At 69.4% G+C, this 8146-nt stretch carries 8 protein-coding genes; 6 read left to right on the plus strand and 2 right to left on the minus strand.

Annotation, left to right across the window (positions count from 1 at the left end; genetic code table 11):
• The 4 genes from B8460_RS08520 to B8460_RS08535 all read left to right on the plus strand — a co-directional run.
• Positions 1-325: type VI secretion system domain-containing protein (locus tag B8460_RS08520; protein WP_048861164.1), on the plus strand; the 325-nt coding region annotated here is incomplete at its 5' end.
• Between the two features lie 84 nt (positions 326-409).
• Positions 410-904: a type VI secretion system contractile sheath small subunit gene (tssB, locus tag B8460_RS08525; RefSeq protein WP_048861165.1), complete on the plus strand. Its 495-nt coding sequence runs from the start codon at positions 410-412 to the stop codon at positions 902-904.
• A 24-nt stretch (positions 905-928) separates the two neighbouring features.
• Positions 929-2410, plus strand: a complete 1482-nt coding sequence (gene tssC / locus B8460_RS08530) for a type VI secretion system contractile sheath large subunit (RefSeq protein ID WP_048861166.1) — start codon at positions 929-931, stop codon at positions 2408-2410.
• 28 nt (positions 2411-2438) lie between these two features.
• Positions 2439-4118, plus strand: coding sequence for a sigma-54-dependent Fis family transcriptional regulator (locus tag B8460_RS08535; RefSeq protein ID WP_052945184.1), 1680 nt, complete (start codon positions 2439-2441; stop codon positions 4116-4118).
• Here the strand turns inward: B8460_RS08535 and B8460_RS08540 are convergent.
• Positions 4061-4939, minus strand: coding sequence for a lytic transglycosylase domain-containing protein (locus B8460_RS08540; protein WP_199445586.1), 879 nt, complete (start codon positions 4937-4939; stop codon positions 4061-4063). The two genes, B8460_RS08535 and B8460_RS08540, sit on opposite strands and share 58 nt — an antisense overlap.
• Before the next feature lie 120 nt (positions 4940-5059).
• A complete protein-coding gene (locus tag B8460_RS08545; RefSeq protein ID WP_048861167.1) occupies positions 5060-5572 on the minus strand; it encodes an Hcp family type VI secretion system effector in 513 nt (170 codons plus the stop codon).
• A 250-nt stretch (positions 5573-5822) separates the two neighbouring features.
• On the opposite strand from B8460_RS08545, the gene tssE reads away from it, so the two are divergent.
• The gene (tssE, locus tag B8460_RS08550) at positions 5823-6230 is read left to right on the plus strand and encodes a type VI secretion system baseplate subunit TssE (RefSeq protein WP_048861168.1); all 408 of its coding nucleotides are present in this window, start codon (positions 5823-5825) and stop codon (positions 6228-6230) included.
• 3 nt (positions 6231-6233) lie between these two features.
• A complete protein-coding gene (gene tssF, locus B8460_RS08555; protein ID WP_048861169.1) occupies positions 6234-7979 on the plus strand; it encodes a type VI secretion system baseplate subunit TssF in 1746 nt (581 codons plus the stop codon).
• Positions 7980-8146 lie beyond the last annotated feature (167 nt).

The following is an 8146-nucleotide window of genomic DNA, read 5'->3' on the forward strand; positions in this document are numbered from 1 at the left end:
CACGGCGGCGGCGGGCAGCGGGCGGGAGTGGTTCTGCTGGCGTCTGGCGCTGGCGTCGCTCTGCCTGGAGACCGGCGCCGCACCGCTGGCGCTGGCGCTGGCGCAAGAGCTCGACGACATCGCGCGCGCGCGGCGGCTGGCCGACTGGGAGCCAGCGCTGGCGGCGCAGGCCGGCCTGTTGCTGCACCGATGCCTTGGATCGCCCGACGCGCAGACCCTGTTCACCGAGGACGCGCGCGGCCGCGCGCTCGCCGCCGCCTTCATGACGCTGGCGCGCAGCGACCCGGCGGCTGCATGGCGACTGGGCAGTAAACCCGTCGGTTAGGTAGTGCCTTGAGGCTAAAACTGCGGCTAATCTCGCACTTACGCAACATACGCCTCCAGTGAACGGTAACGGGGAACATCCAGAATGGCTCAGGACTCGTCCATTGCGCCCAAGGAGCGGGTCAATATCCGCTACAAGCCCGCGACCGGTGACGCGCGCGAGGAAATCGAACTGCCGCACAAGCTCCTGGTGATCGGCGATTTCACGCTGCGTCAGGACGACACGCCCGTCGAGGAGCGCAAGCGGGTCAGCATCAACAAGGACAATTTCGACGAGGTGATGCGCAGCCAGCAGATCGCGCTCGACGTCAAGGTGCCCAACAAGCTGAGCGAGGAGGCCGATCCGGGCGAGATGGCCCTGCATCTGCAGGTCAATACGCTCAAGGATCTGGAGCCCGAAAGCGTGGCGACCCAGATCCCGGAGGTCAAGCAATTGCTGGAGCTGCGCGCGGCGCTGACGGCGCTCAAAGGGCCGCTCGGCAACATCCCCGGCTTCCGCAAGACGATCGAGCGCATCCTGAGCGATGCCGCGCTGCGCGAGAAGCTGATGTCCGAGATCAACGCCACGCCGCAGTCCTGACGGCAGCGGAGCAGGAGCGACACGATGTCCGAGACGACCGGCAGCCCGTCCGCCGCCACCACGACCACCGAGGAAGCCTCCCTTCTCGATCAGGTGCTCGCCGAGACCAGGCTGACACCGGTCGACGAGGGGTATGAGGACGCACGGCGGGGCGTCGCCGCCTTCCTCGCCGAAATCGTCAAGCCCGACCACAGCGGGGAGCGCGTGCAGGGCGCGGCGGTGGATCAGATGATCGCCGCGATCGACGCCAAGGTCAGCGACCAGCTCAACGCGGTGATGCACAGCGAGACGTTCCAGACACTGGAGTCCGCGTGGCGCGGGCTGAAGTTCCTGGTCGATCGCACCGATTTCCGCCAGAACATCAAGATCGAGATGCTCAACGTCTCGAAGTCCGATCTGCTAAGCGATTTCGAGGATGCGCCGGAGGTCGTGCGTTCGGGTCTCTACAAACATGTGTATGTTGACGAGTTCGGCCAGTTCGGCGGCCAGCCCTTCGCGGCTGTGATCGCCAACTATCAGTTCACGCCGGGCCCGCAAGACGTGAAGCTGATGCAGTATTCGGCGGCGGTCGGCGCGATGGCGCATGCGCCGGTGGTGGCATCGCCGTCGCCGCAGTTCTTCGGCGTGGACAAGTTCGAGGATCTGCCGAACCTCAAGGATCTCTCGTCGATCTTCGAGGGACCGAAATATGCCAAGTGGAACTCCTTCCGCGAAAGCGAGGACAGCCGCTATTTCGCCCTGACGCTGCCGCGCTTCCTCGCCCGCCTGCCGTACGGAAAGGACACGGTCCCCGTCGCCTCGTTCGACTTCGAGGAGAAGATGGACGGCAAGACCGAGAACTACCTGTGGGCGAACGCCTCCTTCGCCTTCGCGACGCGGCTGAACGAAAGCTTCGCCAAATATCGCTGGACGCCGAACATCATCGGGCCGCAGAGCGGCGGCGCTGTCGAGGACCTGCCGCTGCACGTCTTCGAGTCGATGGGACAGACGCAGACCAAGATCCCGACCGAGACGCTGATATCCGACCGGCGCGAGTTCGAGCTGGCGGAGCAGGGCTTCATCGCGCTGACCATGCGCAAGGGCAGCGACAACGCCGCGTTCTTCTCCGCCAACTCGACGCAGAAGCCCAAGTTCTTCGGCAACACGACCGAAGGCAAGACGGCGGAGCTGAACTACAAGCTCGGCACGCAGCTGCCGTACATGTTCGTGATCAACCGCCTCGCCCATTACATCAAGGTACTGCAGCGCGAGAACATCGGCAGCTGGAAGAGCGCCGGTGAATTGCAGACGGAACTCGGCGCCTGGCTCAAGCAGTACGTGTCCGACCAGGATAATCCGTCCGCCGAGGTCCGCAGTCGCCGGCCGCTGCGCAAGGCCTCGATCGAGGTGTCGGATGTCGAGGGCGAGCCCGGCTGGTACAGGGTCTCGATGATGGTGCAGCCGCACTTCAAGTATATGGGCGCGGATTTCACCCTCTCGCTGGTCGGCAAGCTCGACAAGGCCTGATCCACCGGCCGCGACGGAACCGGCCGGCATGGAGAGTGACTGCCACGACGATGCCCACGCGCATGCGGTCGAGCTCTTCGCCATGGTCAGCGCCATGGCGGCGGAGCGCGACCGCAAGCGGCTCGCCGCCACCTGCCTCGATACCGCCTGCCGCATCAGCGGCGCGAAGCGCGGCACGCTGTGGGCGCTCGACGCGACCGGCAAGAACCTGGTCGCGGTCGCCGTGCATCCCGATCGCGGCACCGCGACCGGCGACACCGTCGCGCTCTATCCCGGCGGACAGCCGGACATGCGCGATCCGCGCTGCTGGACGGCTTTTACCGGCCGCGCGGCGATCATCGAGGATGTCGCGCGCATGCACGGCTTCGGCCGCGACGCGCTGCTGCGGCGGGACCATGCCCATGGCTGGCGCACGCGCGGGCTGATCGCCTGCCCGCTGCGCGGCAACGACGACGTGACGGTGGGTGTGCTGGAAGTCGCCGACCTCGACGACGCGCGCGGCCACCCGCTCGATCTCGCCGCGCTGCAGGCACTGGAGCGGCTGATCGGCGCCTTTGCGTATCAGGCGGCCATCGCCATCGCGACCAGCGCGCTGATCGCCCGCAATCAGGCGCTGGTCGAGGAGCTGGAGGCGCTCAACGAACGGCTGCGGCGGGAGAACACGCGCCTCAAGCAGCAGACCGTCAGCGTCGCCTCGCGCGCCGAGGGACTGATCACCGCGAGCCCGGCGATGGAACGGGTGCTCGACCTGATCGGCAAGGTCGCGGACAGCGCGGTGCCGGTCCTCGTGCTCGGCGAGACGGGGACGGGCAAGGAAGTCGTCTCCCGCCTCGTGCATGCCGCGAGTCCGCGCCGCGATCACCCCTTCGTCGCGCAGAACTGTGCCGCCCTGCCCGCCGACCTGCTTGAGAGCGAGCTGTTCGGCCATCGCAAGGGGGCGTTCACCGGGGCGCTCGCGGACAAAAAGGGACTGTTCGAGGTCGCCGACGGCGGCACGCTGTTCCTCGACGAAATCGGCGACATGCCGCTGGCGCTGCAGGCCAAGCTCCTGCGCGTGTTGCAGGACGGCGAGGTGCGTCCGCTCGGCGCCACGGAGGCGCGGCGCTGCGACGTGCGCATCGTCGCCGCGACCCATGTCGATCTGCGCGGCCGCGTGGCGGAAGGTCGGTTCCGCGAGGATCTGTTCTACCGCATCTCGGTCTTTCCGATCCTGCTGCCGCCGCTGCGCGACCGCGGCGACGTGCCGGTGCTGGCGCGCCACTTCCTCGAACGCGCCGCCGAGCGGCATCAAAAGAGCGTCGCCGGTATCTCTGATGCGGCGCTGGCTGTGCTTCAGCGTCACAGCTTTCCCGGCAACGTGCGGGAATTGATGAACGTCATCGAGCGCGCGGTGATCCTCTGCCGCCCGGGCGGCATGATCGAGCCGGACAACCTGCCCCCCGATCTGACCGGGACCGCCGGCCCGGTGCGGATCGCGGCGCCGCAGACGGTGGCGGTCGAGGGTGACGACGCCCCCGCCCTGCGCCAGACGGTGCGGCGCTACGAGGCGGAGCGGATCGCGCAGGCGCTCGCGGCCAACGGCGGCAACCGCACGCGCGCGGCGGAGATGCTCGGCATGTCGCGACGGAGCCTGCAGGAAAAGATCGCGCGCTATGGCCTGGGACGCACCGGGCCGGCCGGCGAGCCGGGCAGCGTCGCCGGCGGCTGAGCGCCGGCATAGTCGGGACCCGCAAAGGCAGGACCGGCATAGATCGGGCTGCCGTAGACCGCGAGCACCCGGCTGACATAGGCGCGCGTCTCCTCGATCGCCGGCACGCAGCGACACTCGTCGACCGGCCCGCTGCCGGCATTGTAGGCCGCGAGCGCGAGCGCGAGATCGCCGTGATAGCGGTCGAGCAACGCCGCCAGATACGTCGTCCCACCACGCAGATTCTCCCGCAGATCGAACCGGTCGAGCACGCCGAGACGCGCCGCCGTCGCGGGCATGAGCTGCATCAGCCCGGCTGCCCCGCGGATCGAGACGGCATCGGGATGAAAGCCGGATTCGACCTGGATCACCGCCTTGACGAGTGCGACGTCGAGGCCGGCGGCCCCGGCCGCGCCGGCGATCAGGGCGGGCAGCGCCGCCATCGTCGCGGGCAGGACGGAAGTGGGATCGGACGGGCAGCGCGGCGGCAGACCGTGCCATGGCGCATGCGCCGCCTGCCGCTGTGACAGCCGCAGCCAAGCCTTCGCCAGCAGCGGATCATAGCCCTCGCCGTCGGGATCGAGCAGCCAGGCGGCCAGATGCGTGGCCGCCCGCTCGTTGCCGAGCAGCGTCGCCCGGCACAGCAGCGACAGCGCCCGTCGCGGATCGGCCGGCACGCCGTCGCCGATCTCCAGCCGCACCGCCTCCTGCAGCAGCGCCGCCCCGGGGGGCGCCGTGGCCGCGGGGGGCGCACGGTGCACCGGCGCCGCCGGGGCGACACAAGCGAACAGGGCCGCCCCGGCCAGCATCACCGCCCCGATCATATGCCGCAGACGCCGCACCTTTGCCGTCCTCCGTTCGGCCGCCGCCGCCGATGCTCCGATCCGGCGCGGGCGCGCACAACAACAAAAACGCCGGCCGCCCAAAGGAAGCGGCCGGCGCCCTGAGTTATTGCCTCGACGCTACTTCTTCGGCGAGCGCCAGTCGTCGGAGCCGGAGGTGCCGCCGACGGTGTGCGTCACTTCCAGCATGCGGTAGGTGAACTGCAGCTCCTCCATGTCGCGATACGGCGCGTTGGCGGGGTCGAGCGCCACCGGCGTGTAGGCCTTGTGCTCGACCAGGATCGCGTCGGTGAACTTCACCGTGAAGTACTTCTCCTGCTTGCCGGCGGTCGACGTGCGGAAATACGTCGCCTCGATCTGCAGCACCTCGCCCGAGGCGATCGCCTGCATCAGCATGGGCGAGGCCTTATCGAAATACTTGATCATCGTGGCCGGCATGTGCACGCGCTGGCCGGTGACCTGACCGCTCTGCGGGTCGCGCGGCAGGGTGATGTGATAGGAGACGCTTTGGCAGAACAGCTCGTCCTCGTGCCCCTCCTGATAGATGTTGCCGACGCTGTCGCCCGTGAACGCGCCCTTGCTGATGTTCCCCTGGGTCGCCCCGGTAACCTTCACGTAGATCGGCTGTGCCATTGTATCTCTCCCTGAGTGGTGACGGCGATGCGGCATCCGCATCCGGACGCGACCAGTAGGGGCAAGGGGCGTGCCAGCCGTGCCAGCAACCATGAACTGTGTTGAATCAACATCTTACCGGTGCGGCCCGGTGTGCACGCTCCCGCCCATCCCACGGCCCGTGCGCGGATTTCCGCGCACCGGTGTGAAGCCTCCCGCGCACCCGCGCCGCCGCTTGGCGCGATCGCAGCGGCGGCCCTAGGATGGGATCATGTTCGACCGACGCCTGTTGGAGCGCGTGCGATCCGGGCGGGCCGAGGCGCGCACGACGATCGACACATCCGTGCTGATGGATGACGTGCTCCGCCACCTGCGCGAGCTGTTCAACGTCCGCCGCGGCAGCGTGCCGATACGGCCCGACTACGGCATGCCGGACATCAACGACCTGATCCATCTAATGCCGGATGCCATCGACATCCTCGGCACCGAACTGCGCCGGCAGATCATCGCCTTCGAGCCTCGGCTGCGCGACGTCACCGTGCGGCACGTCCCGTCGGAGGACCGGCCGGACAGCCTCACCTACGCGATCTCCGCGGCGCTCGACGTGGACGGCCGGCGCGAGCGGATGGCGGTGGAGACGCAGATCGGCGACAACGGCCGCGTCCGGCTGGGCGACTGAGCAGTGAAGCAGCCCGGCTTCCGCCGCTATTACGAGGACGAGCTCGCCTATCTGCGCGAACTCGGCGACGCGTTCAGCCGGGCCAATCCGCACATCGCCGGTATGCTGTCGCAGCGCGCGACCGACCCGGACGTCGAGCGTCTGCTGGAGGGTTTCGCGTTCCTCACCGGCAAGCTACGCCAGCGCCTGGACGAGGAACTGCCGGAACTGTCGCACGGGCTGCTGGCCTTGCTGTGGCCGCACTACCTGCGGCCGCTGCCGGCCATGTCGATCGTCGAATTCGCGCCCGACCCGTCCGGGCTGCCGCTGACCCTGCCGTCCGGCACCGCCGTCGCGGCACAGCCGATCGAGGGGATATCCTGCCAGTTCCGCATCTGCGGCGCGCTCAATGTCGTGCCGGTCACGCTGGGCGCGGCGACGCTGGAGGACCGGCCGAACGGTGCGGTGCTCACCCTGACGCTGAACGCCGCCGCGAACACGGACGCCGCGGCGGCGGTCGCCGGCGGCCTTCGGCTTTATCTTCATGGCGAGCGCGACGCGCGGATCAGCCCGGTACTGCTGCGCGCCCTGTTGGGCGACATGACGGCGCTGCGCGTCAGCGACGGGCAGCACGGCGTGGCCCTGCCCCCACGGGTGCGGCAGGTCGGTTTCGTCGATGACGAGGCGCTGCTGCCCTGGCCGGAGAACAGCGCGCCCGGGTACCGGCTGCTGCAGGAATACCTGGCTTTCCCCGAACGCTTCCTGTTCGTCGACCTGCCGCCGCTGCCCGCGTCGCACGGATTGTCGGGCGCCGTCCTGACCTACACCGCCACCCTCGCGCGGCCTGCGGGGCTGCCGGCGCCGATCGGGCCGCAGCATATCCGGCTGAACTGCGCGCCGGTCATCAATCTGTTCGACGCGGAGGCGGACCCGATCCGGCCGGAGCGCGGGCGCATCGAATACCGGGTGCGGCCGCCGACGCAGCGCGATGCACATGCGCGCGTCTATGCCGTCCGCCGGGTGCGCGGTTTCGTGCAGGGACAGCCGGCGCCGGTCGTCTTCGACGCCTTCGAGACGTTCCGCCACGCGATGCCGGGCGGCACCGGCCATTTCTTCCGCACCCATCTGCGCCCGGCGACGGTCGGGCGCGGTGCCGACGTGTGGCTCAGCTTCGTGGACGGCGCCGACGGCGCGCTGGTGCCGGGCGCCGACATGGTGACGGCCGACATCACCTGCACCAACGGGCAGCTGGCGGAGCTGGTGCCGATCGGCGGTATCGACCAGCACGCGGCCGGCAGTCTGGCGACCGGGCGGTTCCGCAACATCACGCCGGTCCTGCCGGAAGTGCCGCCGCCCTTTGGCAGCGACGCGCTGTGGCGGCTGGTCTCCGGCCTCGCGCGCAGCCTGCGGCCGCTCGATGACGTCGCGATGCTGCGCCAGCTGATCGCGTCGTATGATTTCCGCGCGGTGCAGGACGATCAGGCGCGGCGGCGGCTGGAGCTGCTGCTCGGCGGCCTGCGCGACGTGGCGACGGAGGGGTTCGACACCATGGTCCGCGGCATTCCGGTGCGCGGGCGCGAGGTGCGGCTGACCGTTGATCGCGGCGGCTTCATGGGGCTCGGCGACGTGTTCCTGTTCGCGACGGTGTTCGACGCCTTCCTCGGCGTCTATGGCGGCCTGAACAGCGCGTGGCGGCTGCGCGTGCTGGAGGCGCAGACCAACACCGAATTCGCCTTCCCGACCCGGCTCGGGCGGACACAGGCGCTGTGAACGACGCCGAGACGGCGCCGGCCGGCGGTCTCGACGCGGCGGCGCGCGCGGCGGTGCGCGCCCTGGTCGAGCGGCTGGCGCCGGATATCGGCGCGCTGACCTTCCCGGAGCTGATGCGCCTGCTGACGGAGGCCGCGGGCCTTGCGGCGAGTGCACCGGCCGGGCGC

The organism is Acidisphaera rubrifaciens HS-AP3, from assembly GCF_000964365.1.
Lineage (GTDB): Bacteria > Pseudomonadota > Alphaproteobacteria > Acetobacterales > Acetobacteraceae > Acidisphaera > Acidisphaera rubrifaciens.